This is a genomic window from Hyalangium ruber (assembly GCF_034259325.1).
Taxonomy (GTDB): Bacteria; Myxococcota; Myxococcia; order Myxococcales; family Myxococcaceae; genus Hyalangium_A; species Hyalangium_A rubrum.
In genome coordinates, this window is the sequence record NZ_JAXIVS010000004.1 from 623,163 (window position 1) to 648,617 (window position 25,455).

General features: G+C 69.2%; 22 protein-coding genes. 7 read left to right on the forward strand and 15 right to left on the reverse strand.

The features are described from left to right. Window position 1: 1 nt before the first annotated feature. The 7 genes from SYV04_RS14735 to SYV04_RS14765 all read right to left on the reverse strand — a co-directional run bounded on the left by SYV04_RS14735 (window position 2) and on the right by SYV04_RS14765 (window position 6,002). Window positions 2-754 carry an ABC transporter ATP-binding protein gene (locus SYV04_RS14735; RefSeq protein WP_422723936.1) on the reverse strand — a complete coding sequence of 251 codons (753 nt, stop codon included), beginning with the start codon at window positions 752-754 and terminating at the stop codon, window positions 2-4. Further along, complete coding sequence (locus SYV04_RS14740) at window positions 751-1,623, reverse strand: ABC transporter ATP-binding protein (RefSeq protein WP_321546382.1); 873 nt, start codon at window positions 1,621-1,623, stop codon at window positions 751-753. The genes SYV04_RS14735 and SYV04_RS14740 overlap by 4 nt, the downstream gene beginning before the upstream one ends. Continuing rightward, window positions 1,620-2,678, reverse strand: a complete 1,059-nt coding sequence (locus tag SYV04_RS14745; protein ID WP_321546383.1) for a branched-chain amino acid ABC transporter permease — start codon at window positions 2,676-2,678, stop codon at window positions 1,620-1,622. The genes SYV04_RS14740 and SYV04_RS14745 overlap by 4 nt, the downstream gene beginning before the upstream one ends. A 5-nt stretch (window positions 2,679-2,683) precedes the next feature. Further along, window positions 2,684-3,604, reverse strand: a complete 921-nt coding sequence (locus SYV04_RS14750; RefSeq protein ID WP_321546384.1) for a branched-chain amino acid ABC transporter permease — start codon at window positions 3,602-3,604, stop codon at window positions 2,684-2,686. Next, window positions 3,604-4,821 carry an ABC transporter substrate-binding protein gene (locus SYV04_RS14755; RefSeq protein WP_321546385.1) on the reverse strand — a complete coding sequence of 406 codons (1,218 nt, stop codon included), beginning with the start codon at window positions 4,819-4,821 and terminating at the stop codon, window positions 3,604-3,606. Before SYV04_RS14755 ends, SYV04_RS14750 begins: the two co-directional genes overlap by 1 nt. A gap of 105 nt (window positions 4,822-4,926) precedes the next feature. Then, complete coding sequence (locus SYV04_RS14760) at window positions 4,927-5,619, reverse strand: YsnF/AvaK domain-containing protein (protein ID WP_321546386.1); 693 nt, start codon at window positions 5,617-5,619, stop codon at window positions 4,927-4,929. An 11-nt stretch (window positions 5,620-5,630) separates the two neighbouring features. Further along, window positions 5,631-6,002: a hypothetical protein gene (locus SYV04_RS14765; protein WP_321546387.1), complete on the reverse strand. Its 372-nt coding sequence runs from the start codon at window positions 6,000-6,002 to the stop codon at window positions 5,631-5,633. Window positions 6,003-6,247: 245 nt separating this feature from the next. Between SYV04_RS14765 and SYV04_RS14770 the strand changes: the two genes are divergently transcribed. Continuing rightward, the gene (locus SYV04_RS14770) at window positions 6,248-6,976 is read left to right on the forward strand and encodes a YsnF/AvaK domain-containing protein (RefSeq protein WP_321546388.1); all 729 of its coding nucleotides are present in this window, start codon (window positions 6,248-6,250) and stop codon (window positions 6,974-6,976) included. A 24-nt stretch (window positions 6,977-7,000) separates the two neighbouring features. On the opposite strand, the gene SYV04_RS14775 is transcribed toward SYV04_RS14770, so the two are convergent. Next, entirely contained in the window at window positions 7,001-8,503 is a 1,503-nt protein-coding gene (locus SYV04_RS14775; RefSeq protein ID WP_321546561.1) for a serine/threonine-protein kinase, read from the reverse strand. A gap of 217 nt (window positions 8,504-8,720) precedes the next feature. On the opposite strand from SYV04_RS14775, the gene SYV04_RS14780 reads away from it, so the two are divergent. The 3 genes from SYV04_RS14780 to SYV04_RS14790 all read left to right on the forward strand — a co-directional run bounded on the left by SYV04_RS14780 (window position 8,721) and on the right by SYV04_RS14790 (window position 13,553). Then, entirely contained in the window at window positions 8,721-10,124 is a 1,404-nt protein-coding gene (locus SYV04_RS14780) for a cytochrome B6 (protein ID WP_321546389.1), read from the forward strand. Between the two features lie 147 nt (window positions 10,125-10,271). Next, window positions 10,272-10,892 (forward strand): MEDS domain-containing protein, encoded by a 621-nt coding sequence (locus SYV04_RS14785; RefSeq protein WP_321546390.1) that lies wholly within the window; start codon window positions 10,272-10,274, stop codon window positions 10,890-10,892. 21 nt (window positions 10,893-10,913) lie between these two features. Beyond that, window positions 10,914-13,553, forward strand: a complete 2,640-nt coding sequence (locus SYV04_RS14790; protein ID WP_321546391.1) for a hybrid sensor histidine kinase/response regulator — start codon at window positions 10,914-10,916, stop codon at window positions 13,551-13,553. On the opposite strand, the gene dnaK is transcribed toward SYV04_RS14790, so the two are convergent. From dnaK to SYV04_RS14805, 3 genes are all read right to left on the reverse strand, one after another. Next, complete coding sequence (gene dnaK / locus SYV04_RS14795; RefSeq protein ID WP_321546392.1) at window positions 13,523-15,352, reverse strand: molecular chaperone DnaK; 1,830 nt, start codon at window positions 15,350-15,352, stop codon at window positions 13,523-13,525. The genes SYV04_RS14790 and dnaK overlap by 31 nt on opposite strands. A 6-nt stretch (window positions 15,353-15,358) precedes the next feature. After that, a complete protein-coding gene (gene grpE, locus SYV04_RS14800; RefSeq protein ID WP_321546393.1) occupies window positions 15,359-16,246 on the reverse strand; it encodes a nucleotide exchange factor GrpE in 888 nt (295 codons plus the stop codon). Window positions 16,247-16,366: 120 nt separating this feature from the next. Beyond that, a complete protein-coding gene (locus SYV04_RS14805) occupies window positions 16,367-16,834 on the reverse strand; it encodes an ATPase (protein ID WP_321546394.1) in 468 nt (155 codons plus the stop codon). Between the two features lie 178 nt (window positions 16,835-17,012). Here SYV04_RS14805 and SYV04_RS14810 point away from each other — a divergent pair, with 178 nt between their 5' ends. Genes SYV04_RS14810 through SYV04_RS14820 form a run of 3 tightly spaced genes read left to right on the forward strand, consistent with a single transcriptional unit; the run spans window position 17,013 to window position 20,749 of the window. Further along, on the forward strand, window positions 17,013-18,452 hold the full coding sequence (locus SYV04_RS14810) for a putative Ig domain-containing protein (protein WP_321546395.1): 1,440 nt from the start codon (window positions 17,013-17,015) through the stop codon (window positions 18,450-18,452). 37 nt (window positions 18,453-18,489) lie between these two features. Beyond that, the gene (locus SYV04_RS14815; protein ID WP_321546396.1) at window positions 18,490-19,695 is read left to right on the forward strand and encodes an O-antigen ligase family protein; all 1,206 of its coding nucleotides are present in this window, start codon (window positions 18,490-18,492) and stop codon (window positions 19,693-19,695) included. 28 nt (window positions 19,696-19,723) lie between these two features. Continuing rightward, on the forward strand, window positions 19,724-20,749 hold the full coding sequence (locus SYV04_RS14820; protein WP_321546397.1) for a Gfo/Idh/MocA family protein: 1,026 nt from the start codon (window positions 19,724-19,726) through the stop codon (window positions 20,747-20,749). Here SYV04_RS14820 and larC read toward each other — a convergent pair. The 4 genes from larC to SYV04_RS14840 all read right to left on the reverse strand — a co-directional run bounded on the left by larC (window position 20,703) and on the right by SYV04_RS14840 (window position 25,431). Beyond that, window positions 20,703-21,869, reverse strand: coding sequence for a nickel pincer cofactor biosynthesis protein LarC (gene larC, locus SYV04_RS14825; protein WP_321546398.1), 1,167 nt, complete (start codon window positions 21,867-21,869; stop codon window positions 20,703-20,705). The two genes, SYV04_RS14820 and larC, sit on opposite strands and share 47 nt — an antisense overlap. Window positions 21,870-21,872: 3 nt before the next feature. Continuing rightward, window positions 21,873-22,625: a nickel pincer cofactor biosynthesis protein LarB gene (gene larB / locus SYV04_RS14830; protein ID WP_321546399.1), complete on the reverse strand. Its 753-nt coding sequence runs from the start codon at window positions 22,623-22,625 to the stop codon at window positions 21,873-21,875. Window positions 22,626-22,705: 80 nt separating this feature from the next. After that, entirely contained in the window at window positions 22,706-23,305 is a 600-nt protein-coding gene (locus tag SYV04_RS14835; RefSeq protein WP_321546400.1) for a chemotaxis protein CheC, read from the reverse strand. After that, window positions 23,302-25,431, reverse strand: coding sequence for a chemotaxis protein CheA (locus tag SYV04_RS14840; RefSeq protein WP_321546401.1), 2,130 nt, complete (start codon window positions 25,429-25,431; stop codon window positions 23,302-23,304). Before SYV04_RS14840 ends, SYV04_RS14835 begins: the two co-directional genes overlap by 4 nt. Between the last annotated feature and the right edge of the window lie 24 nt (window positions 25,432-25,455).

Below are 25,455 nucleotides of genomic sequence, written 5' to 3' on the forward strand. Positions count from 1 at the left end.
GCTACTCCCCGAGGTACGCCTTGCGGACCTCGGGGCTCTCCAGCAGCGCCTTGCCCTTGCCCGCCATCACCACCTCGCCCGTCTCCAGCACGTAGCCGTAGTGAGCCAGGCTCAACGCCAGGTGCGCGTTCTGCTCCACCAGCAGGATGCTCATGCCCGTGGCGTTCACCTCGCGCAGGGTGCGGAAGATCGTCTCCGTCACCTGCGGGGCCAGTCCCAGCGAGGGCTCGTCCAGCAAGAGCAGCTGCGGCCGGCTCAGCAGCGCGCGGGCAATCGCCAGCATCTGCTGCTCGCCGCCCGAGAGCGTCCCCGCGAGCTGCTTGCGCCGCTCCTTCAGCACCGGGAACAGCACGAAGCTCTTCTCCTGGTCCGCGGCGATGGCGTCGGTGTCCCGGCGCAGGTACGCCCCCAGGTCCAGGTTCTCCTGCACGGTGAGGTTGGGGAAGATGCCCCGGCCCTCTGGCGCGTGCGCCATGCCGCGCGGCACGAGCTGGTGCGCCTTCATCCCCGTGATGTCCTTGCCATCCAGGGTGATGCGCCCACCGCTCGGCTTCAACATGCCGCTCACCGCGCGCAGCGTGCTCGTCTTGCCCGCTCCGTTGGCGCCGATGAGCGCCACCACCTCGCCCTTGCCCACCGAGAGCGTCACGCCCTTGAGCGCCTGGATGGCCCCGTAGTGGACCTTCACGCCCTCCACGGTCAGCAGCGGCGGACGCGGATCGCGCTCGCCCAGCGTCTTCACCGCCTCGCTCACGCCGCCCCTCCGTGCGTCTCCAGGTAGTTGTCTCCCAGGTACGCCTCGATGACCTTCCGGTCGCTGCGCACCTGCTCCGGCGCACCCTTGGCGATGGTCTCCCCGTGGTCCAGCACGGTGATCTTCTCGCAGATGCCCATCACCAGCTTCATGTCGTGCTCGATGACGAGGATGCCCAGCGAGAACTCATCCCGCAGCTTGCGGATGAGCACCATCAGGTCCGCCTTCTCGCGGGTGTTCATGCCCGCGGCCGGCTCGTCCAGCAACAGCACCTTGGGCTGAGTACCCAGCGCGCGGGCGATCTCCAGCCGCCGCTGCTCGCCGTAGGGCAGGTTGCGCGCCTCCTCGTCCCGGCGGTGCGACAGGCCCATCACCTCCAGCAGGTGCTCGGCCTGGCGCGTCAGCTCCCGCTCCTCGGCCATGAAGCCAGGAGTGAGCAGCAGCGCCCGCCACCAGTCGCGGTAGTTGAGCGCCGCGCCTCGCAGCTTCGCCCCGAAGTCCACGCCCTCCACGTGCAGCGCGCCCTGCGCCCGGCACGCCACCTTCACGTTGTCCAACGCGGTGAGCGCGCGGAACAGGCGGATGTTCTGGAAGGTGCGCGCGAGCCCCAGGTGGTTGATCTGGTGCGGCAGCCACCCGTTTACCCGCTTGCCCGCGACCCGCACCTCGCCCTGCGTGGGCTTGTACACGCCCGTCAGCACGTTGAAGGCCGTCGTCTTGCCCGCGCCGTTGGGGCCGATCAGCCCCTGCAGGTCTCCCTGGCGGATGGCCAGGCGGAACTCCGTCAGGGCGCGCAAGCCGCCGAACTGGATGCTCACCCCATCCGCCTCGAGCAGCGGGGCTCCCGTGGTGTCTGGAGTGGGGCTCATTGGATCCCCTTCCGCCGCCGGGCGATCCAGCGCGGCAGCACGTCCCAGAACTCCCGCGTCCCGAACAGCCCCTGCGGCCGCAGCAGCATCAGCGCCACCAGCAGCAGGCCGTAGACCGGCATGCGGATCTGGTCGACCTTCTGCGCCAGGCTGCCCTCCGCGCCCATGGCGGTGAAGGCCGAGCGCAGCGCCTCCGGCAGCAGCGTGAGGAACACCGCCGCCACGATGGCACCCGTGGTGGAGCCCAGCCCACCCAGCACCACCATCACGACGATCTCCATCGACTTCACGAAGGTGAAGGAGCCCGGGTTGATGATGGGAACGAAGTGCGCGAACAGCCCTCCCGCGATGCCCGCGAAGAACGCGGAGATGACGAAGGCGCGCACCTTGTAACCCGTGGTGTTCACCCCCATGGCCTCGGCGGCCACCTCGTCCTCGCGGATGGCCCACAGGCTGCGGCCATGGCTGGAGCCGGCGATGCGCCGCGCCACCAGCACCACCAGGAACACCCAGAAGCCGATCATGGCCAGATTGGACGTCTGGGGGATGCCGGACAGGCCCAGCGCGCGCCCGAACGCGTCCGTGTTCTGCACCACGACGCGGATGATCTCCCCGAAGCCCAGCGTCACGATGGCCAGGTAGTCGCCGCGCAGCCGCAAGCTGGGCAGGCCCACCAGAAAGCCGCACAGCGCCGCAGCCGAGCCACCCACCAGCAAGCAGAGCAGCAGGAAGATCTGATCGCTCACCACCACCGGCAGGAAGGAGATGGCCACCTCCTTGAGCGTCAGCGACAGGACGCCGGCCACATAGGCTCCCACCGCCATGAAGCCCGCGTGGCCGATGGAGAACTGCCCCGTCATGCCGTTCACGATGTTGAGGCTCACCGCGAGGATGACGTTCACCCCGATGATGGACAGCAGGTACGTGGCGAAGGGCGAGCCCGACATGCCCCAGTTGAGGAGCAGCAGCACCGGCAACGCCACGAGTACGGGGAGGATGCCCCGGAGCGCCTGCGGAACGCCGCCCACCGGCGCTGGCACGGAGGAGGTCTCCATGCGCGCTACACCTTCTCCGCCGCGACCCGGCCGAACAGGCCACCGGGCTTCACGAGCAGCACGAGGATGAGGATTGCGAAGGCCACCGCGTCACGCCACGTGCTGGCGGCGTAGCCCACCACGAACTCCTCCACCAGCCCCAGCATCAGCGCGCCCACCACCGCTCCGGGCACGTGGCCGATGCCGCCAATCACCGCCGCCACGAAGGCCTTGAGGCCCACGTACAGCCCCATCAGCGGCGTCACCGAGGTGTCCTTGATGGCGTACAAGAGCCCCGCGCCCGCGGCCAGCGAGCTGCTGATCATGAACGTCACCGCAATCACACGGTCGGTGGGGATGCCCATCAGCGCCGCCACGCGGTGGTCATAGGAAACCGCCCGCATCGCCCGCCCGAAGCGCGTCTTGAACACCAGGTACTGCAGCCCCACCATCAGCGCCACGGCGATGAGCAGGCTCATCACCTGCCAGTTCCACACCACCACGTCGCGGTCGCCGATGATGAGCCACTCGTTGGGCCGGATGACCTCCGGGAAGGCGCGGGGGGCCGCGCCCGGCAGGAAGCCGATGTCGAGCTGGAAGCCGTACGAGAGCGCGAACGAGATGCCGATGGCGGTGATGAGCGCCGTGAGCCGGGGCTTCTCGCGCAGGGGCCGGTAGGCGAAGCGCTCGATGATGAAGCCCATGAGCGCGCAGCCCGCCATGGCCACCAGGAAGATGAGCACCACGCCCAGGAACGTCTTCTGGTTCTGCCGCCCCAGCGTGAACGCCGTGGCGTAGCCCATGTAGACGCCCACCATCATCACATCGCCATGGGCGAAGTTGATGAGCTTGAGGACGCCGTACACCATCGTGTAGCCGAGCGCGACGAGCGCGTAGATGGTGCCGGCGGCCAGACCGTTGATGAGGTGCTGGAGAAGTTGCGACATTACGGGTTGACGGTGGTGACGTAGTCCGACTTGCCGTCCCCGACCTTCAGGACCACGGCGGCCTTCACCGGATTGCGCTTCTCATCCAGCGTGATGGCACCGCCCACGCCCGGGAAGTCCTTCGTCTTGGCGATGGTGTCGCGCAGGGCCGGGCCCGAGGTGTCCGGGGCCTTCTTCAGCGCGTCGATGGCCATGTTGGCCGCGTCGTACGCCAGCGCCGCCAGCGCGTCCGGCACCGCGCCATAGGCGGCCTTGTAGTCGGCGACGAACTTCTGGATGCGCGGATCCGGGTTGTCCGGCGAGTAGTGGTTGGTGAAGTAGCTGCCCTGGATGGCGCTGCCGCCCAGCTCGTACAGCTTCTCCGAGTCCCACCCGTCACCGCCCAGCAGCGGCACGTTCAGGCCCAGTTCCTTGGCCTGGCGGGCAATCACACCCACCTCGCTGTAGTAGCCGGGCACGTAGATGGCCTCGGGCTGGCTCTTCTTGATGGCGGTCAGCTGCGCGCGGTAGTCCGTGTCGCCCTGGCTGAAGCTCTCGATGGTGGCGATCTTCCCGCCCATCTCGGTGAACTTGCGAGTGAACACGTCCTTGAGCCCGATGGAGTAGGCGCTCTTGTTGTCCTGGAGCACCGCCACCTGGGACAGCTTCAGGTTCTCGCGGGCGAACTTCGCCATCACGAAGCCCTGGAACGGGTCGATGAAGCAGGCCCGGAAGATGTAGTCGCCCTTCTCGGTGACGGTCGGGTTGGTGGAGGAGGGCGTAATCATCGGCACCCCCGCCGCCTGGGCCTTCTCCGCCATGGCCAGCGAGTTGGAGGAGGCCACGTCCCCGAGGACGACCAGCACCTTGTCCTGGGTGATGAGGCGGGTGACGGCCTGGGCGGCCTCCTCGGGCTTGCCCTGGGTGTCATAGACGCGCATCGCCAGCTTCTTGTCCTTCACCCCGCCCGCCTCGTTGGCCTGCTTCACGGCCAGCTCGATGCCGTTGCGGGTGGAGATGCCGAACGTCGCCTGGCCGCCGGTGAGGCTGGTAGCCACGCCCAGCAGCAGCGTGTTGGCATCCGAGGGGGCCGGAGGGGTGGCCGCGGTGTTGCCCGCGGGCGCCTGCGCGGACTGCTTGCTGGCATCGGTGTCAGGTGACGCGGGCTGCGTCTTCTTCTCGCAGCCGGCGCTCATGACTGCGAGCGCGGCCAGCAGCATCGGGACGAAACGGCGCATTGGAGCCTCCCCAGCGGCAAAAGCTCCGGTCTTCTAGGAGAGGCCGCCATGTGGGTCAAGCGCGCAGCCAGGGCTCCCGGGCGCTTTTCACTCCGGGGCGATGCGTCAGGAGTGCAGCCCGTCCACGGGCCCGTCGTGGAGCACCTCGCCCCGCTCCTCCACCTCGGCCGTCTCCCGGCGCACCGTGGTGCGCACCGAGCGCAGCTCCTCGCGGGTGGCCTTGGACACCTGCACCTCCTGCCAGATGTGGGTGCTCTTGGTGAACTCCACCCGCTCCTCGCGCAGGGGGATGACGAAGGTGGCCTCCTCGAAGGCCCCGACTCCGCCCGGCACCGGGGCCCCCTCCACCGCCCGGGCCCTCCCCTCGTCCTCCACCGGCACCCGCTCCACCACCAGCTCCTCGCGGCGCACCGGGATGCTGAAGTGCCGCACCTCCGTGCGCACCACCTTGTGGATGCGCAGCTGTCCCACCTCGCGGATGACGGTGTGCGGGTGGGCCTCCTCGTGGGCCAGCTCGACGACGATTTCCTGCGGCGCCCCGAACGTCCCCAGCGACACCACCGCCTCGCGCTCCCGCCCCCGGAGCAGCGGCCCGGGGATCATCTCGTCCTTCGTGCGCCGCAGCCGCACCGCGTCGCCCCTCACCTCGGCCACCTCGTCATACCGGGCGATGAAGTCCCTGGGCAGCAGCAGCCCCTTCTCGATGACGAAGGTGTCCTCGCCTCGGCGGACCACCGTCCCCAGCCGCTCCCCGTCGGCGGTGTGGACCACCATGCCCTCGCGCACGTCCCAGCTCATGTCTCCCCCTCTCACGCCATGTGGGCCACGTCCTCCCGAAGGTGCCAGAGGCGCTCGCGCCCGTTGGGGCCCCGACGAGGCTCCCAGCGCTCATCCTCAGGCTCCTCCTCCGACTCCACCGCCGGCACCGCCGCCGCCATGGGCTCCGGGACGGCCGTCTCCTCGCGCTGGGGGGAGTCCTGGCGGAAGTGCCTCCGGGCAATGCCGCCTCCCACCAGCGCTCCCAGCAGACCCGCCATGCCCCCGAGAGCCACCGGGCCACTCTTCACTCCCAGCAGCCGAGCCGCTCCCAGCACCAGCACCCGCGCGCCGAGCCCTGCCACGCCGCCCAGAAGCGCCTCCTCCCAGCGCTTCCCGGGTCCGCTCGCCTGCCTGCTCTTCATCGCCGTGTCCTCCCGGACCACGCTTTCGCGCACCGAACATTTGGGCTGGGAGCCCCTCGGCGGAAAGCCCAGGCACGCGAGTCCTGTCCTCCACCTCGCGGGGCAGGCGGCCAGGCTCGCGTCCGCTGACAGCGGAGCAGGCGCACTGCCAAGCCTTCTGGACGACCTCCCGGTGTGGGCTGTCTCAGCGGACGAGAAAACCCACCTTCGAGGGGAAAGGTCTTCTTCACCAAGGAGGATGGGTCATGTTCGAGCGCGGCCACGTGAAAGAGGGAATGACGGTTCGGAGCATCGACGGGCAGAAGCTCGGCAAGGTCTTTGCCGTGCAGGAAGGAGAGTTCCTCATCGAAAAGGGGCTGTTCTTCCCCAAGGACTACATCTGTCGTTATTCGGAGATCAGCGACATCCGTGACGGGGAGATCATCCTCCTGCACGGCATGGAGGGGCTGCGGCGCTTCTCGTTCGACGAGGACAGAGGGGTGCTGGGGCAGAGCGTGGGGACGACGGGGCTGACGGCGAACGCGTCGGCCGCGGGCGTGGAGCGCCCCCTGGTGAACCAGGACTCGGTGACGGTGCCCATCTACAAGGAGGAGCTGGAAGTCACCAAGCGGGAGAGGCAGGCCGGCGAGGTGCGCATCCACAAGGACGTGGTGCAAGAGGAGCGGGAGCTCAGCGTGCCGGTACGCCGCGAGAAGGTACGGGTGGAGCGGCGGGATGTGAAGGACCGGCCGGCGATGCACGCCTCCTTCCAGGAGGAGACGGTGGTGGTGCCGCTGCGCGCCGAGGAGGTGGAGGTGCAGAAGCGCGCGGTGGTGGATGAGGAGGTCGTCATCCGCAAGGACGCCATCGAGGAGGAGCGCCGCGTGGCGGAGACGGTGCGCCGCGAGGAGGTAGACATCCGCAGCGACGGGGACGTGGAGGGCCCGCGCAAGCTGGACCTGACGCCGGACGATCCCACCCTGCGCCGCTCCTGAGGCGCGGGGTACGGCGGCCAAGGCTCACGTCGAGGGCTTGGCCGCCGGGCGTACGCGGGTCTGCTCCGACTTGGACTTCTCGGCGGCGGTGCGATCCAGCCGCGACAGCTCGCGCAGCTTGTCCGGGAAGTACGTGGTCATGAGCTTCGCCAGATCCGAGTCGCGGCCCGGGGGAATCACCTCCACCAGCCGGTCCGCCATCTCCTGAGCACTGCGGAAGCGGTCCCCTGGCTTCTTGGCCAGGGCCACCGACAGCACGTCCCAAAGGGGCAGCGAGATGACACGCGGCCGGCTCAGCTCCGCCTCGCAGATGGCGTACATGCTGGCCGTCTCCTCCCCCTTGTCGAAGGGGCGCACGCCCGTGAGCGCCTCGAAGAGGATGAGGCCCATGGCGAACAAGTCGCTGCGCGCATCCAGCCGCTCGCCGCGCGCCTGCTCCGGAGACATGTAGAGGGGCTTGCCCTTGACGATGCCGGGCAGCGTCACCGTGCGCTGCATGCGCGCCTTCGCCACGCCGAAGTCCAGCACCTTCACCCGCCCGTCGAAGCCCACCATCAGGTTGTGCGGCGACATGTCCCGGTGGACCAGGTGCAGCGGCGCTCCGTCATCCCCCTTGAGGGTGTGCGCCGCGTGCAGCCCGAGCAGGCCCTGCACCACCACCGCCACCGCCAGGGCCGGAGGCAGCGGCTTGCCCATGGCATGGAGCAGGCGATCCAGGTCCACGCCCCGCACCAGCTCCATGGCGATGTAGTAGGCCCCCTGCGCCTCGCCCGTGTCGTAGACGGTGACGAGGTTGGGGTGGGACAGGCGCAGGCCGATGCGCGCCTCGTCCAGGAACTGCTGCACGATGAGTGGATCCGTGGCCAGGTGCGGGAGGATGCGCTTGAGCGCTACCAGCCGCCCCAGCCCCTCCGGGCCCCGCAGGCGCACCACCAGCACCTGCGCCATGCCGCCGGTGCCCAGCGGCATCACCACCTCGTAGCGGCCGATGCGCCCGTGCGCCACGGGCGTGGCGTCATCATCCACGGCCAGCTCGTCCAGCCGCTCCAGCGCACTGCGCCCATCCATGAGCGCCAGGAAGCCCAGCACCGACGTGTCCAGCTGCTCGCCGATGGCCTCCACCAGCTTCATCACCGTCCGACCGCCGTCCTCCTCGAAGCGGCCCTCCATCACCAGCCCCAGCCCTCCGAGGTTCAGGCGGCCCAGCGTGAGCTGGGTGCAGAAGAGCATCCGCCCATCCTCCAACCGGCGCGCCCCCGACCAGTGCGCCGCCTCGAAGACGTCTGCCCCCAGCTCGCCCAAGACCCGCGTGAGCACCGGCCCCCGCGTGCCCCGAATGGAGACGAAGCCAGCCACCGCGTGGACCATGCGCGCACACTGCGTGAGGAACACATCCAGACCGGTGTCGAGGTCGAGCCCTCGCTCGAAGCAGTCCTCGATGATGTCGTCCGCCATCCGGTGGACGGTGGTCAGGCCTCGAAGGAACGCGACCTCGGCCTCAAGGGAAGGGAACTCCACGGCCCGTATTGAACACCGATACCCCCCGTTCCGGGAAGAACCTCGGTCGTTGTCTGGAAGACGCGAGCCCGCTTCCAGATGTCGCGGGAGCGACAGGCACCTCCAACCTCCTGGCCGCTTCCCGCGGCTCCGCCAGGGCGATGCATACCGTTCGGCCCCCTGATCAAGGGAAGGAGCCTACGTTATGCAGCCGCTGTCTCGTCGTGGTCGTGGTGTCCTGGCCGCAGTGACCGTCCTGGTCGCCCTGGGCACCGCCTACGCGCAAGCCACCAAGGACCCCAAACCCGGCGGGCAGAAGACCCCCACGGCCAAGGACACCGGGGATCAGACGTACACGATTCCCATCGTCGCCGAGGAGAGCTTCAAGGCCGTCATGGACCGGGATGTGAAAGAGAAGCCCGGGGTCATGCGCCGCCAGCAGACGTTGATGGAGTCCCGGTATGACCTCTCCAACCGGGCCGCGCCGCTGAAGATGTCCGGCGGGCGCAAGGCGCTCCAGCAGGGCGTGCGCGTCAAGCTGCCGAGCGGCATGACGTGGGAGAAGCTCGCCGCCATGAGCCCGGAGGAGATCCGCGAGAAGGGGCTCTTCCCGCAGGGCTTCCTGCCCCTGCCCCACGTGAAGCACGCCGTGGGCGGGCAGGTGTTCCCGAAGCAGCAGATCGACGAGATCCGCAAGCAGGAGGGCCGCTCGCTGGAGCGCTTCGACGTCGACATGGACCTGCCGGAGCACCTGCTGCCGGAGTTCCCGCCGCCCATCTTCCTGTCGAACCGGCCCGAGCTGGGCGATGTCTCCCAGGGCAAGGTGCTCACCATCCGCAACTTCTTCGAGCTGATGAACGGCAAGCTCACGCCCGTTCAGATGGAGGGCATGCGCCAGCTGCTCACGCCCTTCCCGCAGGCGGAGTTCAACGCCACCGACGCCCGGAAGGTGGCCGAGGGGAGCCTGGGCGTCACCTGCCTGGACTGCCATGTGAACGGCCACACCAACGGGGCCTTCCACCTGACACCGGATGTCCGGCCGCAAGCGGCGCGCTTCCGGCTGGACACGACGAGCCTCCGGGGCATGTTCAACCAGCAGATCCACGGCTCGAAGCGCTCGCTGCGCTCCATCGAGGACTTCACCGAGTTCGAGCAGCGCACCGCCTACTTCAACGGGGACATCGCGGACGCGGCCAAGAAGGGCGTGAACGAGCCGGACCGCCCCACGCAGGTGGCGATGATGGCGCAGATGCAGAACATGTTCGACTTCCCGCCGGCGCCCAAGCTCATGACCAACGGCCGCCTGGACCCCGCGCAGGCCACGGACCTGGAGAAGCTGGGCGAGCAGGTCTTCTTCGGGAAGGGCCAGTGCGGCAGCTGCCACCCGGCGCCCTTCTTCCTCGACAACAACATGCACGACCTCAAGGTCGAGCGCTTCTTCAAGCCCCAGGAGATCAACGGCCAGCTCATCCGCCCGGATGGTCCCATCAAGGCGTTCACGCTGCGCGGCATCAAGGACTCGCCGCCGTACCTGCATGACGGGCGCCTGCTGACGCTCGAGGACACGGTCGAGTTCTTCAACCTCGTCCTGGGCCTCAAGCTGGAGGCCCGGGAGAAGGAAGCGCTCGTCCATTACATGCGAGCGATTTGATGCCCTGGGGGTGCCCCGAACGTCCTCCACAAGTCACTGCAATTGACATCGGGTTCACCCTCCCGGGCGATATCTGTCCCGGCGCGCCCTTCCTTAGGATGCGCGCCGGGAACCCTGGAATCGTCCGCGCGCTCCCGGAGGACACCGATGAACGACGTCACCCTCGCGGGAAGCAAGCTGCTCCACTACCACGTGGCGGCGTTCTTCCGGTCGCGCACCGAGGAGTACGAGGTGATGCGGTCGTACATCAAGGAAGGCATCGACTCGGGCGAGAAGGCGGTCCACATCTGCGACCCCATGCTGCGGCATGACCACCTCCAGCACCTGGAGCAGATGGGAGTACACATCACCGACTGCACCCGGACCGGCCAGCTCGAGGTGCTGGGGTGGCATGACGCCTACCTGAAGGACGGGCGCTTCGACGCCGATACGATGATGGCGCTCGTCGAGGAGACCATCCAGACGAGCCACGCCGAGGGCTTCCCTCGGGTTCGGCTCCTCGGCCACATGGAGTGGGCGAGCGAAGGGTGGCCGGGAGCGGAGCGCCTCATCGAGTATGAGGCGCAGGCCAACTACTTCCTCAACCGGATGAAGCAGCCGGCGGTCTGCATCTACGACCTGAACCGGTTCGATGGCACGACCATCATGAACGTGCTGCGGACCCACCCCTACACCATCATCGACGGCCTCCTCCGGGAGAACCCGTACTACGTGCCCCCCGAGCAGCTGCTCGGCGAGCTGGCCTCCCCCAAACCCGGCCGTTCCTGACCCACACAGGGGTGGCTCGCGGTGAACGAGGAGCTGAAAGCCTCGCGCCTGACGGAGCTCGCCGCGCAGGGCGCCCTGTCCCTGCGGCGACAGATCCATGATCTGTTCGCCCTGCTCGACCTCCCCTCCCTCTGGAGGGGAAAGGAGCCTCGGGAGATCGCCGAGAGCTTCCTCGACGTGCTCACCCGACTGCTGCGGCTCGACCTGGCGCTCATTCGCGTGCGCGACCTGGACGAGCAGATCGAACACCGCTTCCCGGCGGAGCTGGACAGCGAGGCCCTGCTGTCCGCCGTCCAGGATGCGCATGGCAGGCTCCTTCCCGCCTTCAAGCTGCCGCAGCCGAACACCGTGGGTTACACGACGGCGCGCGTGGTCTCGGTCTCGCCGCTCGGAGAGCAGGGCATCATCGCCGTCGGCTCGTGGCGCCAGAACTTCCCGACGAGCCACGAGCTCCAGCTGCTCCAGGCCGCCGCGACCCAGGCGGCGCTCGCCATGCAGTCGAGCCGCGAGGCGCGTACCCAGCGAAGCCTCGTCGAGGAGCGGAGCCGCCTGGAGCGCGTGAACTCGGCGCTGGCCCGGCTCCACGCCGTCTCCGACGGACTGTCGCGCGCCCATACCTCCGCCCAGGTCGCCGACGTCATCCTGTCCGAGGGGCTGGCCGCCGTGGGCGCCCCCGTGGGCAGCGTGTTCCTGGTGGATGAGACCCTGTCCGAGCTCCGCCTGATTCGAGCCTCCAGGTCCTCTCCGGCGCTCTCACGCTGCCCCAAGAGCATTCCCGTGAACGCGGACCTGCCAATCGCCGAGGTCTTCCGCGACAAGAAGGGGCTCTACCGCTGCCTGGCCGATGGCTTCCTCCCCGAGCGCTACGGGCTGCCCACGAGCCGCGCCAAGGCGGTGGCCGCGGTCCCGCTCGTGGTGGATGCGTACTGCCTGGGCGTGCTGGTCCTCGGGTTCACCGAGCCTGGGGGCTTCGGAGAGGATGAGCGCACCTTCATCCAGGCCATCGCCCAGCAGGCGGCCCAGGCGTGTGACCGCACGCGCCTGCTCGACGCCGAGCGCCGAGCCCGCGCCGAGGCCGAGGCGCGGCAGCAGCGCGCGGACTTCCTCTCGGAGGCGAGCGCCGTCTTTGGCTCCTCTCTCGACTTCACGGAGGCCCTCACCCGGGTGGGCCACCTGCTGGTGCCGCGCTTCGGCGAGTGGGCCGTGCTCCAGGTCTCGGCCCGCATCTCCTCGAGCCTGGAGGAGACCAAGACGGTGGCCATCCACCGCGATGTCTCCAAGGCCGAGCTGGCACGCGAGTATGGCCGGGGACTGCTCGCCGCTCGGGACGAGCCCCGGGCCTGCATCACCAACAACTCGGTCCTCGCGCCGATCGCGGCGCATGGCAGGACCTTCGGGGTCATCATCCTGGGCGCGGAGGACGCGGGCGCGTACGACGCGCAGACCCTGATGATGGTCGAGGAGCTGGGGTTCCGCGCGGGCGTGGCGCTCGAGAGCGCCCAGCTCTACGAGGCGGCCCGCGAGGCGGACCGACGCAAGGACGAGTTCCTCGCGATGCTCGGCCACGAGCTGCGCAACCCGCTCTCCCCCATCCTGACCGCCCTGCAGCTCATGCGGCACAAGGCCCCTCAGGCTTGTGCGCGCGAGCGGACCATCATCGAGCGACAGGTCGAGCACATGGTCCGGCTCGTCGATGACCTGCTCGATGTGTCGCGCATCACGCGGGGGAAGATCCAGCTCAAGCGCGGGAATGTCGACATCGCGGGCCTCCTGACGAAGGCGGTCGAGATGACGACCCCGTTGCTCGAGCAGCGCTCACACCGCCTGGAGTTCGACCCGCCCGGAGCGCCGCTCACCGTCGAAGGCGACGGGGCGCGGCTGGCCCAGGTGGTGGCGAACCTGCTCAACAACGCGGCGAAGTACACGGACCCCGGAGGCCGGATCCACCTCTCCGCGAAGTGCGAGGGCGAGCAGGTGGTGCTGCGCGTCCGCGACTCCGGGACGGGCATCGCCCCGGAGGTGCTGCCGAGGGTCTTCGATCTGTTCGTGCAGGACCGTCGCGCCATCGATCGCTCCGAGGGCGGGCTGGGGCTGGGCCTCGCCATCGTCCACAGCCTCGTCGGGCTGCACGGCGGCACGGTCTCGGCCCACAGCGAGGGGGTTGGGCGCGGCAGCGAGTTCGTGGTGCGCCTGCCGCTGGCGAAGACGCGCTCTCCGGACGAGCGCTCCGCTCAGCCCGGTTCGATTCCACCCTCCACGGGCAGCCCCCTGTCACCGCCACGGGTGCTGGTCGTCGATGACAACCGCGACGCCGCGGAGATGCTCGCCGAGGCGCTCGAGCTGGCCGGCTTCACCACCCGGACCGCCCATGACGGGGTGGCGGGGCTGGAGCTCGCCACCACCTTCCGCCCCCACGTGGCCCTGTTGGACATCGGCCTGCCGGTGATGGACGGCTACGAGCTGGCGGGGAGGCTCCGCTCGCTGGCGACGCTCCACGCCCTCAAGCTGATCGCGCTGACCGGCTACGGCCAGGAGTCCGACCGGCACCGCGCCCTGAAGGCCGGCTTCGACCTTCACGTGGTGAAGCCGGTCGACCTGGCGAACCTGCTCAGGACCCTGAGGGGCCTGACTCAGGAGCCCGACTTCGCCTCGCCCGAGTAGATGGCGTCGGCGATGCGGTAGGCGCTGCCCTCGAGCCGCTGGAACGCCTCCTTCAGCGCCCCAGGGTCATTGGAGTTCAGCACTTCCTTGAGCCGCTCCATGTCGGCGCGGATCTCCTCGCGATCCTTCTCCGCGAGCAGGTTGCCGTACTCCTCCAGGCTCTTCTCCGTCGTGTAGATGAGCCCGTCGGCGTTGTTGCGCAGCTCGGCCAGCTCCTTCTTCTTCTTGTCGTCGGCCAGGTGTGACTGCGCCTCGTTGATCATCGCCTGGATCTCCGCCTCGGACAGGCCGGAGTTGCTCACCACGCGCACCTGCTGCACCTTGCCGGTGCCCAGGTCCTTGGCGCTCACGTGGACGATGCCGTTGGCGTCGATGTCGAAGGACACTTCGATCTGTGGCACGCCGCGCGGGGCCGGCGGAATGCCCACCAGCTCGAAGCGCGCCAGCGTCTTGTTGTCCGCCGCCATCTCGCGCTCGCCCTGCAGCACATGCACGCTCACCAGCGGCTGGTTGTCCACCGCCGTGGAGAACACCTGGCTCTTCTTGCAGGGGATGGTCGTGTTCTTGTCGATGATCTTCGTGAACACGCCGCCGGCCGTCTCCACGCCCAGCGACAGCGGGGTGACGTCCAGCAGGAGGACGTCCTTCACCTCGCCCTTGAGCACGCCACCCTGGATGGCGGCGCCGACGGCGACCACCTCGTCCGGGTTGATGCCCTTGTGCGGCTCCTTGCCGAAGAACTCCTTCACGCGCTGCTGCACCTTGGGCATGCGCGTCATGCCGCCCACCAGCAGCACCTGGTGGATCTGCGGCGCGGTAATCCCCGCGTCCTTCAGGGCGATCTTGCACGGCTCGATCGAGCGCTCGATGAGGTCCGCCACCAGCTCCTCGAAGGTGCCCCGCTCCACCGTCTCGGTGAGGTGCTTGGGCCCGGTGGCGTCGGCGGTGATGAACGGCAGGTTCACCTCCGTCTCGGAGGCGCTGGACAGCTCGTGCTTGGCGCGCTCGGCGGCCTCCTTCAGGCGCTGCAGCGCCATGCGGTCCTTGCGCAGGTCGATGCCGTTGTTCTGCTCGGCGAAGCGCTTGGCCAGGAAGTCCACCAGCCGCTGGTCGAAGTCCTCGCCGCCCAGGAACGTGTCGCCGTTGGTGCTCTTCACCTCGAAGACGCCGGCGTTCAGCTCCAGGATGGAGATATCGAACGTACCGCCGCCGAGGTCGTACACGGCCACGCGCTCGGTCTTGCTGTCCTTCTTGTCCAGACCGTAGGCGAGCGCCGCGGCCGTGGGCTCGTTGATGATGCGCAGCACGTTGAGGCCGGCGATGCGGCCAGCGTCCTTGGTGGCCTGGCGCTGGCCGTCGTTGAAGTAGGCCGGAACGGTGATGACCGCCTCGGTGACGGGCTCGCCGAGGTAGTCCTCCGCCGTCTGCTTCATCTTCATCAGCACGATGGCGGAGATTTCCGGCGGGCTGTAGCCCTTGCCGCGGATCTCCACCCAGGCGTCACCGTTGGGGCTGGTGACGACCTTGAACGAGCTCACGCCGATGGCCTTCTTGGCCTCGGGCGAGTCGAACTTGCGGCCGATGAGCCGCTTGACGGCGTAGACGGTGTTCTCCGGATTGGTGATGGCCTGGCGCTTGGCGATCTGCCCCACCAGCCGCTCACCTGAATCCGTGAAGCCCACCATGGACGGCGTCGTCCGGCTGCCTTCGCTGTTGGGGATGACTACCGGCTCGCCGCCTTCCATCACGGCGACACAGGAGTTCGTCGTCCCCAGGTCGATTCCAATCACCTTGCCCATGGCGTCTTACTGGCTCCCCCCGGCGGAGTGCGAGGTCTCAGAGGAAACGGCGGGCGAAGTGCCCGCCTCCGGTGCTTCGATGGCCCCGGTCTGCTGTTCAGAAGTCGTGCTCGCGACGGGCGCGGGCGGCTCGGGCGGCGGCGCCGGAGCGCGCGCGACGACCACGAGCGCCGGGCGTACCAGCCGCTCATTGAGGGTGTAGCCGCGCAACATCTCGAAGGCCACGTGCCCGGGTGGGACGTCCGCGGTCTCCACCTGCTGCATGGCCTCGTGCAGGCGCGGATCAAAGACCTGGCCCTTGGCGCTGAAGGACTTCACCCCGTGGCGGCCCAGCGCGTCCTCGAAGGACTTGCGCGTCATGGCCACGCCCTTCTGGAAGCTGACGATGTCCGGAGACTTCGTCGCCGCCTCCAGCGCGCGGTCCAGGTTGTCCACCACCGGCAAGAGGTCCTTGAGCAGCTTCTCGGAGCCGAACTTCTGGACCTCTTCCTTCTCCTTCTGGGCGCGCTTCTTGAAGTTCTCGAGGTCGGCCGCGGCGCGCAGCGTGCGCTCGTGATCGCCCTTCAGGCGCTCCATCAACTTGCGGCTCTCGCTCTGGCTGAAGTCGAGCTGCGCGCGCAGGCTCTCGACTTCCTTGCGCGCCTCGGCGAGCTCGGCGCTCAGCTGCGCCACCTCGGGCGAGGGGCCCGACGCTTCGGCCTCGGGCACTTCGATGGAAACCTCGCCGGAGACCTCCCCGGCCTCGGAAGGAGTCTCGGAGGACTCCACTTCCAGGGTGATGGAGGTCTCGGCCTCGGACGGCGAGTCGCGACGCTCGACGCTCTTGAGCGCCGCGTCGATCACTTCCTGCGCGATCTCCGCGCTGAAGTTGCCCTTCTCATTGGTGCCAGCCACGAGCGCACTATGTCACGGCTCCAAAACCGTTCCAACCTGCCGTACTGCCTGGAAGAACTCCAGGCGGCCGTTCGGACAGTGGACCTCCATTGAAGATCTGTGCTCCAGGTAGAACGCGGATCAGGCGGACGGCTTCTTGCGGCCGATCGACTTGGCGGTCTTCTTGGTAGCAGCCGGCTTGGAGCCCGCGGCCTTCTTGGCCCCGGCCTTCTTGCCGATCGTCTTGCCCGCCTTGCGAGCAGGCTTGGCAGCGGGAGCCGCCTCGGAGGGGGCAGGGGCGGCGGCGGGGGTCTCCGACGGCGCCTTCCTGACAGCCTCTGCCGCCTTGTCGCGCTCGAAGGCGGTGTCCACCGCGCCTTCCACCTTGCGCACGGCGATCTCCAGCTTCTCGGCGGCGTCCTTGGACATGGCGGCCGCCTTCTCGCGCAGGTCCTTCAGGCTCTCCTTCACCTTGGCCTGGCGCGCCGGGTCGCGCACCTCCTCCATCAGGCGCTGGGCCTCGACCTTGAGTTCCTCGCCGGTGCGCTTCAGCTCTTCGCCCGTGCGCTTGATGAACTCCTTGAGCTGCTTCTCCCACTTCTCGGCCATCTGAGTGCCTCCTTCGAGGGGCAGGGTCTCCGCGTGGGTCATCTGACTTCACGCCCGACGCCAGCGCAAAGCTTTCCTACTTACGGGAGGAACGGATGAGAGCCGCACTGATTGCAGCTAGAGTTGGCCCCCTCTCGGGCCCCCGGAGCCACGGGCCCTGTTCCGGAGTCCATTGAACATGTCTTTCGTCCGAGTGACGAGGATGCTCGTCGTCCTCGCGGCGCTGTGTGCTTGCAGCGGCCGTGGGAACTCCGACGGGCCGCTGCTGCCCATCATCGATCTGCCGACCACCACGGTGGGCCTGGCGTATGAGATCCAGCTCACCGCGACCGGCGGAGTGCCGCCCCTGCGCTACTCGGTGGACGCCGTGCCCGAGGGCTTCTCCTTCTACCTGGGCACGGGGTTGCTGACGGGCCCGGCGACGTCCAGTGGCGAGTTCACGCTCACCGTGGGCGTGACGGATGCCGAGGGAGCGAAGGACTCCCGGACGTACGCACTGCGGGTGTATGCGGCGCCCACCGTGACGACGGCGACCGTGCCCGTGGCCACCGTGGGCGCGTCTTATTCGCAGCGGCTGAGCGCGAGCGGAGGCCAGCCGCCGCTGCGGTGGTCGTTGGCGGATGGCTCGCTGCCTCCGGGCGTGACGCTGTCTTCGGAAGGAGCGCTGTCGGGCGTTCCGCGGGGACAGGGCGCCTATCCGTTCACGGTGCGCGTGCAGGACGCCAACGGCGCGCTGGCGACGCGGATGCTGTCGCTCCAGCTGGGCACCGGCACGGAACCGGGTGAGGACGAGGTCTTCCCCGTCCAGGTGGGGAACTGGAACATCGAGTGGTTCGGTGACCCCAACAACGGGCCCGCCGGCGACGTGCTTCAGCGCGACAACGTTCGCTTGGTCATCAGCGGCGCGGGCGCCGACCTCTGGGCCCTGCAGGAGGTCGTGGACGCCACCCGCTTCAACGAGCTGAAGGAGGCCCTGCCTGGCTACACGGGCTTCATGGCGATCGACGTGACCAACGGCACCAACTACTACTCCAGGGGAGAGCAGCAGCTGGCCGTGCTCTACAAGACGGAGGGGGTCCAGCTGCTCAGCGCGGAGATCATCCTCGGCTCGCGGAACTCCGACTTCGCTGGCCGACCGCCACTGCGGGTGGATCTGCGAATCACACGCGATGGGGCCAGCGTGGACTTGATTGCCATCGTGTTGCACATGAAGGCTTTCGGCAACTTCGCGGATTATGAGCAGCGCCAGCGGGCGGGAGCGGCGCTCAAGCAGTACCTCGATCAGAGCCTGCCCACCGCGCGCGTCATCGTCCTGGGGGACTGGAACGATGACCTCGACGACACCACCGTCGGCGGCTTTCAGCCCTCTCCCTACCAGAACTTCCTGGATGCCTCCTCGGAGTACACCTTCCTCACCCGGGAGCTCTCGCAGAGCACTGGCAGCACGGAGCAGTTTCCCTCCTTCATCGACCACCAATTGGTGAGCAACGAGCTGGCCGCGAGCTACGTGGACCATTCAACCCAGGTGCTGCGACCCAATATCGCCAACTACTCGAGCACGACGTCCGACCACTACCCCATCCTGAGCCGGTTCGACTTCGGCTCGCCTTCTCCATGAGGCCCTGGGGAAGCAGCCCTTCCGCTAGAACGGGTCTGTGAAACCCTCTCCGAATGGACTCTCCCGGTGGCTCGTCCCCGCGATGGTCGTCACGGTGACGCTGGCCGTCGCTCCCGGAGGTGAGACGCCGTTCTCGGGCGTGAAGACCGCTGTCTTCGGCGTGGCCTCCGTGGCGCTGCTCCTCCGGGCCGCGCTCCTCGGGTCTTCCTCGCATGCTCCCTTGGCGCCGCGCGTCCTCGCGGGGCTGTGGATTGGGACGCTGGCGCTCTCCCAGTTCCTGGGCCCGGCGGCGAGCCCCGGGGGCATGTGGTTGGAGGCAGCCGCGGGCGTGGTGATCCTCTCGCTGCTCCAAGCGCCTCCGGAGCCCGGGCCTGCCCTGCGCGCCATCGCGGGTGCCGGTACCGCGCTCGCGCTGGTGGCGGGACTCCAGTTCCTGGGGGTGGACCCTTTCCGCTGGATGGGTTGGGCAAGTACCCATCCCGGCGAGCGGATGCGCATCTATGGCACGCTCGGAAACCCCAACTTCGTCGCTGCCTATTTGGGGGCGAGCCTTTGCATCACCCTGGGCGAGGCAGCGTCCGCTGCTCGCGCTTCCCACCGGAGGGCCTGGGCCGCCGCAGCGGTGCTTCAGCTCGGTGCCCTTGCCGCCACGCGCTCCTGGGGCTCCGTGCTCGCGGTGGGGGCTGCGGCCCTGAGCCTTGCGTGGACTCGCACGCCTACGCCTCGCTCGGAAATCTCGCGGGGCCGCGGGTGGGGGGCCCTGGTGCTCGCGGGCTTCGCCGCCGCGCTGCTCTTGCTCGCGGTGTCGGGACGTTCCTTGAGCACCGTACTCGCGGGACGGCTCTATCTCTGGGAGGTGGCTGCCCCGCATGTCTTCGATGCGCCCGTGTTCGGACATGGTCCAGGAAGCTTCGTGACGCTCTGGCCCGCCTGGGAGGCCGAATACTGGGCGCGCGGTGCTCCCGCCGAGCAGGAGCGCTTCGTCGCGCCCCAGGACCACGCGCACCTCGACTACCTCGAGTGGCTCTTGTCTCTGGGACTGGTGGGGACCGCGCCGAGGCTCCTGCTGTTGCTGGCGGCCCTTCGAGCGGGACGCCAGGCTCCGGATGCGCGCGGCCGAGCCGTCATCGCCGCGTTGGTGGCACTGGCGGCACGGGCGCTCACGGACTTTCCCTTCGCCCGCCCCGCCGAGCTCTGCCTTCTTGCCGTCCTCACCACACTTGCCCTCCATCGTAAGCCCTGACGCGCCGAGGCTCTGGCAGGCTCACTCCGTGCGCATCGGAGTCATCGGGACGAACTGGGGATTGATGCATGTGGGCGCCTTCCGCGCGGCGGGCGCCGAAGTCGTTGCCCTGTGCGGGCAGAAACAGGAGCACACGCGCGAAGTGGCCGCCCGAGAGGGCATTCCCCTCGCCACCACGGACGTGCGCGAGCTGTGTTCCGCCGTGGATGCGGTGGTGGTGGCCAGCCCGGATGCGCTCCACCGGCAGCATGTCGAGGCGGCGATCGACGCGGGGCGGGCCGTGCTGTGCGAGAAGCCTCTGGCTCGCACGGAGGCGGATGCGCTCGCGCTCGTGGCCAGGGCCCGCGTCGCGAGTCGACCGTGCGCGGTGAACTTTCCCTATCGGATGCTCCCTCCCCTGAGAACCCTCAAGGCCTGGCTCCTGGAGAGGCCCCTGCACCAGCTCGTCGTCACGATGCGCAACAGCTTCGTTCCCCGGGAGGCAGCGGGACCGGATCCGTTCACGGGCGCTTCCGCGGACTGGGGTGGGCTCTCCCATCTGCTCGACGCGGCCCTGTGGCTCTCGGGCGCCTCGCCCACCTGGGTCCAGGCTTCACTGTCCGGCCGCCCCGTCCATACCGCCGCGCTCCACGTGGGCCTCTCCTCCGGCGCGGTCCTCGTCCTCACCCATGCCGCCAGCCCCGAGCCGGGCCTCCATGGAGGATGGACGCTCATCGGTCAGGACTGGGAGGCCGGCTTCTCCGGCGGGTATGTCCCCTCGCGCGACGGGTGGTGCGTCTCTCCCGTGCGGTGCTTCCGGGAGGGCGCCTGGACCGACCTCGCGTCGGGCCTCGAACCTCGGCCGGGCGAGCGTGAGCCCTGGGCCGAGGCCCATGTCGAGACCGCCCGGCGATTCCTGGCGGTCCTCCGAGGTGCGCCACTCACCGAGCTGGCCACGCTGGAGGAGGGCGCTACCGTTCAGCGCCTCCTTGCCGCCGCCGTCGTCTCCGAGCAGCAAGGGCGCCGCGTCACGCTCTCCCCAGCGCCGCCACCGCCGCCGCCATCACCTGCTTGAGCGGCACGCCCGCGGCCTCCGCCACCCGGCGGCAGTCCTCGAACTCCGGGTGGGCGTTGAACACCTCGCCGCCCCGCAGCCCGCGCTTCACTCGCACCTGGCCCCACGGCGTCTCTACCTCGACCCAGTCGCGCTCCAGCGCTTGCCGCTCCACCCGGTGGAAGCGCACCCCGAGCGTCGTGGACTCGCGCAGCATCCCGTCCATCACCGCCTCCCGCTTGCCACCCTCCACCATCACGCTCAGCAGGTGCCCCGGCCGCCCCTTCTTCATCACCGCCGGGGTCACCCACGCGTCCAGTGCCCCCAGCGCCAGCAGCCGCTCCACCAGGTAGCCCAGGAGCTGCGGCGTGCTGTCGTCCAGGTTCGCCTCCACCACCCAGAGGCCCTCGGACTTGTCCTCCGCGCGCCCCAGCGACGCGCGCAGCACGTTGGGTCGATCCTTGAAGTCCTTCGTCCCCACCCCGTAGCCCACCCGCTCCACGATGAAGTCCGGCGGGTGGCCGATGTGCGCCAGCACCTTCAGCAGCGCCGCGCCCGTGGGCGTCGTCAGCTCACCGACGCCCTCGAAGCGCACCGGCACGTTCTTGAGCAGCTCCAGCGTCGCCGGCACGGGGATCGGCATGTTCCCGTGGGCCACCCGGATGGTGCCGCTGCCCAGCGGGGGTGGGGCCGCGTACACCTCCGGGTCTCCCAGCAGCTCCAGCACCACCGCCGCGCCGCAGATGTCCACGATGGAGTCCACCGCTCCCACCTCGTGGAAGTGGATCTCCTCGATGGGCACCCCGTGGACCTTCGCCTCGGCCTCGCCAATGGCCCGAAACACCTCCAGCGCGCGGGCCTTCACCTTCGGCGACAGCGTCTCCGCCGCATCGATGAGCCGCTGGATATCCTTATATGCGCGGTGCGGATGGGCCTCGCGCTCGTCCAGCACCACGTCCAGATGCGTGCCGCTGATGGCGTGGCGCGCCGCCCGGCTCACTGCCAGCTTCCAGCCCGGCACCTGCAACCCGCTGAGCGCCTGGGCGATGGCCTCCGGAGACAGGCCCAGATCCACGCCCGCCGCGAGAAACATGTCCCCCGCGATTCCGCCCACGGGCTCCAGGTAGAGGATCTTTCGCATGGCTCAGCGCCGGCCCTTGGTCCGAGAGATGAGCGCCGCGTAGAAGCCGCCCCCGAAGCCGTTGTCGATGTTCATCGTCGCCACGTTCGAGGCGCACGAGTTCACCATCGCCAGCAGCGCCGAGACGCCTTGGAAGTTCGCCCCGTAGCCCACCGAGGTCGGCACCGCCACCACCGGGATGCCCACCAGGCCTCCCAGCGCGCTCGCCAGCGCTCCTTCCATCCCCGCCACCACCACCGCCGCGTGGCAGCTCTGGATCTCCTCCCGCCGCCGCAGCAGCCGGTGGATGCCCGCCACGCCCACGTCGTACACGCGCTGGACCGTGGCGCCCATCGCCTGCGCCGTCAGCGCCGCCTCCTCCGCCACGGGGATGTCGCTCGTCCCCGCCGTCACCACCGCCACCTTCCCCGCGCGCATCTTTCCCTGCTTCAGGTGGAAGATGCGCGCGACCGGGTGGTACTCGCCCTTGGGGAAGCGGGACACCAGCGCCTCTGCCTTGTCCGGCTGCAGCCGCGTCACCAGCACCGTCTGCTTGCGTTCGATCAGGGCTCCAACGATGCCGAGGAGCTGTTCCACCGTCTTCGGCTCGCCCAGCACCACCTCGGGGAAGCCAAAACGCAGCGAGCGGTGGGTGTCCAACGTCGCGTAGCCCAACTCCGCGAATGGCAAGTCCTTGAGCTTGCCGACCGCATCGTTCACGGAGACTTTGCCGCCCTTCACCTGGGTGAGGAGCTGAGTGAGCGCCTTTTCGTCCATGCGCGCCCCTCTACCCCAAAGCACGCGGGAGGAGAACGAAGCCGAGCAGAACTCTTGAATTCAGGGGGCCAAGCTCGGGTTCAGACGCCGAGCCGCTGGAGGAGCGCCTTCGAGCTCTCCTTCTCCAGCACCAGCAGCATCCGCCCCGCTACCGGCGGCGCCGAGGCCGCCGAGAAGCGCGTCTCCAGCACCACCACCCGGCTCGTCTGCTCGCCTTCCGTCTCCCGCACCGCCCCCGCCACCACCTCCCGCGCCGTTCCCCGCCGCAGGTACGGCACCGTCGGCAGCAGCTTCCACCGCGTCAGCTTGCCAATCGCCGAAAGGCAGGCGCTCGCCACGATGTTCGCCGTCTCCGCCAGGGCGCTCTCCAGCTCCGCGGTGGCCGGCGACGAGCCCAGCAGCACCGAGCCCAGCGCCGTCCCATCCCGCGCCGGCATCACGAAGAGCATCACCCCGCGCAGCTCGCCCACCATCCCCAGCTGCACCCCGACGACGGTCTCCTCGCCGCCGAGCTCATCCACCGCATCCACCGCGCTCGTCACCAGCGCCCGGGGCACGGAGAGGTCCACCCGCTTGCCACCCACCAGCCGCGCGAGCGCATTGGCCGCGTGTCCGCAGCCGATGTTGGCCACCTCTCGCAGCACGTCGAGCTGTATCTCGCTGGGCACCAAGGCGTTCACGCGGACAGTAACCTCGGCACGTCCAGGATGAAGACCGGACGGCCACTTCCTAGAATCGTCACCCCAGAAAGGCCCGGCAGCAAGTCCAAGGGCCTCGAGAGTGGTTTCAACACCACTTCTTCCTGTCCCAACAGTCGATCCACTGCCAGTGCGACCTTCCCCGCATCCCCCTCCATCACCACGAACGGCCGCACCCCTTGCCGGAACGGCGCCGGAATGCCCAGAAGCGTATTGAGCGCATGCACCGGCAGCAGCGTATTACCGTGCGGCAGCAGCGCCGTCTCCCGGCTCTTGCTGAGCGCCTCCGCGTCCGCCTCCGTCGCCCCCAGCACCTTGGCGATCGGCAGCCCGAACACCTCCTCGCCCACCTCCACCAGCAGCAGGTGTACCACCGCCACCGTCAGCGGCAGCCGCAGCGTGAAGCGCGTGCCCTTGCCCTTCTCGCTGTCGATCTCCAGCGTGCCGCCCACGTTCTCCACCACCCGCTTCACGGCGTCCATTCCCACACCGCGGCCGGAGATCTCCGACACGTCCTTGGCGGTGGACACGCCAGGCAGGCAAGCGAGCATGAAGGCGTCGCGGTCGGACAGGCGCGCCGCCACCTCCGCCGTGATGGCGCCGCGCGCCAGCGCCGCCGCCTTGAGCTTCTCCGGGTCCATGCCCCGCCCGTCGTCCTCCACCTCGATGATCACCCGGTCCCGCGCGCGGCGCACCGAGACCTGCACCTTGCCCTTCGAGGGCTTGCCCGCCGCCTCGCGGTCCTGAGGCGCTTCAATGCCGTGGTCGATGCAGTTGCGCAGGATGTGCAGCATCGGATCCGTCAGCTCGTCCAGGATGGCCCGGTCCAGCTCGATCTCCGCGCCGGTGACGACCAGGTCCACCTCGCGCCCACGCTTGCGAGCGATGTCCCGCGCCGTCCGAGGCAGCCGGTCGGTGATGAGGGACAGCGGCGTCATGCGCGCCGACATGACCTTGTCGTGCAGGTCCTTCACCAGCGTGTGCAGCCGGTAGACGCCCTCCTCCAGCGGCGGGCGCACGTTCTCCGGCAGCTCCTTGCCCACCTCGCGCAGGCGCGCCGTGGCGAGCATCAGCTCGCCCACCGTGTCCAGGAAGTAGTCCAGCAGCTCCGTGCGCACGCGCACCGTGCGCGGCGCCGCCTCACCCGAGGCGCCACGCGGGGCCTCGGTGTTGGGCGCCGGTAATGGCGCCGGAGGGGGCGAAGAGATGACGGCCTTGATGGAGACCAGCTCCACCTCCGACACGTTCCTCAGCGCCGCCTGGATGCCCGACTCGCCCGACGCCGTCTCCACCTCGCACTGGATGAGCCCGTCCGGAATGCGCCCGGCCTTCAGCTCATCCAGCGGCGGCCGCAGCTCGGAGAGCGTCCCCAGCCCCGAGAGCCGCTTCTGCACCAGGAACGCGCGCACCCCGGGCACCTGGCACGTCGGGACGATGCGCACCTTCACCGTCCAGCGCGTCGGCGCCGGTCCCGCGACCGAGGCCTCGCCCGGAGTCGCCGCGGCTCCCGCCGCGCCCGGGGGCGGCGCTCCCACCGCCGTGTTCGGAGCGGGGGCGGCCGCCGGGTGCGCCACCACATTCGAGGCGGCGGGCGCGATGCCGATGGGAGGAGGCGTCACCTTGCCCGGCGGCGGAGCCACCCCACCCTCGGGCGTGCGCGGCACCGGCGGCGGCGTGCGCAGGGCCGTGGCCTTCATCACCCGGGTGGGCGCCGGCGCCTGGCCGGTGATGGCCGACACCCGCGCGGCCAGCTGGGACAGCAGCGCCCCAGCCTCCTCGGGCGGCTTGTTCTCCGCCACCGAGCGCACCTGCGCCAGGAGCGTGTCCGTGGCCGACAGGAGCAGGTCCACCAGCTCCCGGTTGAGCCGGCTCGAGTCCTGGCGCACGGCGTCCACCAGGTCCTCCACGCGGTGCGCCAGCGTGGCGATGGGCTCGAAGCCCATCGAGGAGGCCATGCCCTTGACGGAGTGGGCGTGGCGGAACATCGAGTCCACCGCGGCGGCCCCACCCTCCTTCTCCAGTTGGACAAGGTCTCTGCCGAGCGCCTCGAGGTGCTCGCTGGCCTCGGTGACGAAGAGCCCGAGGTACCGGGACATGTCCATCGTCATGCCGGACCTCGCTTACCGGAAACG

What these genes read in the sequence shown, in the direction of transcription:
- SYV04_RS14740 (WP_321546382.1), bottom strand. Translation starts at nt 1,623, where the DNA reads ATGAGCCCCACTCCAGACACCACGGGAGCCCCGCTGCTCGAGGCGGAT.
- SYV04_RS14805 (WP_321546394.1), bottom strand. Translation starts at nt 16,834, where the DNA reads ATGGCCGAGAAGTGGGAGAAGCAGCTCAAGGAGTTCATCAAGCGCACG.
- SYV04_RS14840 (WP_321546401.1), bottom strand. Translation starts at nt 25,431, where the DNA reads ATGACGATGGACATGTCCCGGTACCTCGGGCTCTTCGTCACCGAGGCC.
- SYV04_RS14785 (WP_321546390.1), top strand. Translation starts at nt 10,272, where the DNA reads ATGAACGACGTCACCCTCGCGGGAAGCAAGCTGCTCCACTACCACGTG.
- dnaK (WP_321546392.1), bottom strand. Translation starts at nt 15,352, where the DNA reads ATGGGCAAGGTGATTGGAATCGACCTGGGGACGACGAACTCCTGTGTC.
- larC (WP_321546398.1), bottom strand. Translation starts at nt 21,869, where the DNA reads ATGCGAAAGATCCTCTACCTGGAGCCCGTGGGCGGAATCGCGGGGGAC.
- larB (WP_321546399.1), bottom strand. Translation starts at nt 22,625, where the DNA reads ATGGACGAAAAGGCGCTCACTCAGCTCCTCACCCAGGTGAAGGGCGGC.
- SYV04_RS14810 (WP_321546395.1), top strand. Translation starts at nt 17,013, where the DNA reads ATGTCTTTCGTCCGAGTGACGAGGATGCTCGTCGTCCTCGCGGCGCTG.
- SYV04_RS14750 (WP_321546384.1), bottom strand. Translation starts at nt 3,604, where the DNA reads ATGTCGCAACTTCTCCAGCACCTCATCAACGGTCTGGCCGCCGGCACC.
- SYV04_RS14765 (WP_321546387.1), bottom strand. Translation starts at nt 6,002, where the DNA reads ATGAAGAGCAGGCAGGCGAGCGGACCCGGGAAGCGCTGGGAGGAGGCG.
- SYV04_RS14745 (WP_321546383.1), bottom strand. Translation starts at nt 2,678, where the DNA reads ATGGAGACCTCCTCCGTGCCAGCGCCGGTGGGCGGCGTTCCGCAGGCG.
- SYV04_RS14755 (WP_321546385.1), bottom strand. Translation starts at nt 4,821, where the DNA reads ATGCGCCGTTTCGTCCCGATGCTGCTGGCCGCGCTCGCAGTCATGAGC.
- SYV04_RS14770 (WP_321546388.1), top strand. Translation starts at nt 6,248, where the DNA reads ATGTTCGAGCGCGGCCACGTGAAAGAGGGAATGACGGTTCGGAGCATC.
- SYV04_RS14760 (WP_321546386.1), bottom strand. Translation starts at nt 5,619, where the DNA reads ATGAGCTGGGACGTGCGCGAGGGCATGGTGGTCCACACCGCCGACGGG.